This is a genomic window from Geobacillus sp. WSUCF-018B (genome assembly GCF_002809985.1).
Lineage (GTDB): Bacteria > Bacillota > Bacilli > Bacillales > Anoxybacillaceae > Geobacillus > Geobacillus thermophilus.
The window spans coordinates 1-1,978 of the sequence record NZ_PIJF01000120.1 but is presented as its reverse complement, the minus strand read 5'-3'; the positions used below and the strand labels follow the sequence as shown (position 1 = coordinate 1,978).

General features: G+C 52.5%; 2 protein-coding genes. One reads left to right on the top strand and one right to left on the bottom strand.

Going from position 1 to position 1,978, the window contains the following annotated elements:
* Window positions 1-415 precede the first annotated feature (415 nt).
* Window positions 416-1,582 (top strand): HEAT repeat domain-containing protein, encoded by a 1,167-nt coding sequence (locus CV944_RS16845; RefSeq protein ID WP_014195544.1) that lies wholly within the window; start codon window positions 416-418, stop codon window positions 1,580-1,582.
* Window positions 1,583-1,644: 62 nt separating this feature from the next.
* Here CV944_RS16845 and CV944_RS16840 read toward each other — a convergent pair.
* On the bottom strand, window positions 1,645-1,978 hold a 334-nt coding region (locus tag CV944_RS16840), incomplete at its 5' end, for a DODA-type extradiol aromatic ring-opening family dioxygenase (protein ID WP_145994848.1).

Genomic DNA, 1,978 nt, shown 5'->3' with positions numbered 1-1,978 from the left:
ATGATGTGGAGGAACCAGTTCTTCCATGTCGATGACTTGAAACAGACGAGGCTGAGTCGAAGGGTTTTTGGGGGCTTTCATGATCCGCTCACGCTCCATCTTCCTTTTTCGACATAAGCCCCCTAAATCCCTGCCTCAGGGTGTACTTTTTTCACCGGCCTTCTAGCATATCAAACAAGCGAGTTTGCGAGAAGGAAAAACGGTTTCAAATCAAGCGGATTTTGTCTATGATAGAGGAGGAGATGCTGTGATGTTTGAAATGACCAAGAGCTCCTTTGGCTGCCCATTTCCATCGCATCGGCCGCTGCTTGTGTTCCATGTATGAAGGAAGAACCCGCAAACCCGTCGCGAGGAGGTTGAATGTCGATATTCTGTCAGCGACGGGGGGAAATTTCAGAAAAAAGAAGGTGTGATCATGTCCTTTATTCAAACAATCGAGCCGCATTTGTTTAGCGACCATCCTGTCCTCCGCCAGTTTGCGTTTGACGCAATCGAAGAGTATCCGGATATTCCAGCCGCGCTTGTGGAGCGTTTGGTGGATGAGGCTGTAACGGCGGACAACGAAGAAACACGGAGGATGATTTTGCACGGCATCTCCAAACAGCCGTTGACCGACCGAGCGCTTGAGCAGTTGTTGAGCATGAAAGATGCAGCGAAGTACATCCGTTGGTTTTTCCCGTTTCCAGCCGCCCAGCTCGAAAAATACGGAGAACAGCTGCTCCCTCACTTCCCGCGGTCTTGGCAGCGAGCTGTCCGCCTTGCTTTAGAAGGAACGGAAGATGACGTATGGGAACACTATTTTTCAGTGCTTTCGCATTTGCACGAGGAAGAGTTTCACAATCACGATTGGTTTTTAGTAGCCAAGCAAGCCGTGCGCATTCTCGTTGAACGCGGATGGATGACGAAGGAAGATATCGGTCTGACATGGATGAAAAACGAGCAACAGCCTTGGTTTTCGTATGACGGCATTTTGGCGGTGTATGCGGTCTCGCTCGTCGGCGCCGCTGAATATATTCCCCGCCTCGCCCGACTGTTGGAACAACAAGACGGTGATGTGCTTGTTGATCAAGCCGTTTCCACCTTATCGATGTTCCAACGTGAAGAAACGATCGAAGCGGTGCGCCCATATGCGTTTCAGGAAGACACGGCGCTGTCCGCTATTCATGTGCTCGCCAACATCAAATCTAAACAGGCCGTGCGTGTATTGCGAGAAGTCTTTTCCAAGCAGCGCGATGATGACCTCCAAGCATTTTGCTTTGAGGCGCTTTGCCATCAGCTGGATAAAGAGGCGCTCCCAGAAGTAGAGCAGTATGTAAAAAGAGCGGAAAAACGAGGGCGTTCTTGGATGATTGATGTCGAACAGAACGCGTACGCCTATTATACGATTCTAGAGATCGATCACCCGAAGCTGGAAACGTGGAGAGCCATTGCCGAGCAGCGGTATCGCCATTTTCAAGCCGTGCTGCAAACACCTCCGCGGCCGACCAACATCCCATACCGCCGAAAAGAGCGAAAAATCGGCCGTAACGACCCATGTCCGTGCGGCAGCGGGAAAAAGTATAAAAAGTGCTGTGGCAAATGAGAACGCTGCTTTGTCTCAAAGAAACAGCCCGCCCCCACGCGGTGGCGTCGGAAGCGGGCCTTTTAAAAAGACACAGCCATGAGGCTTAAGCTTCCATATTGATATTCTCGGAACAACACGCGCGGCGCCCCGCCGCGATCGCCTGCGCCGTAAGCGATCCAATACGGCGCGAGGTGTTCGGGGGTCGGTACGGCCTGCTTGGCGTAAGGTGCTTTTTCTTCATAATGGAATACATCCTCACTGCGGGCGGCTGACTCGCGCAACAGCCAGTCATCAAAAGCGGCCGCCCAGCTTTCTGCCTCCGCATGCCCTTCCCAACGGAGCGCCATCAAATTGTGCACCGTCCCGCCGCTGCCGATGACCATCAATCCTTCGTCACGCAATGGACGCAGCGCC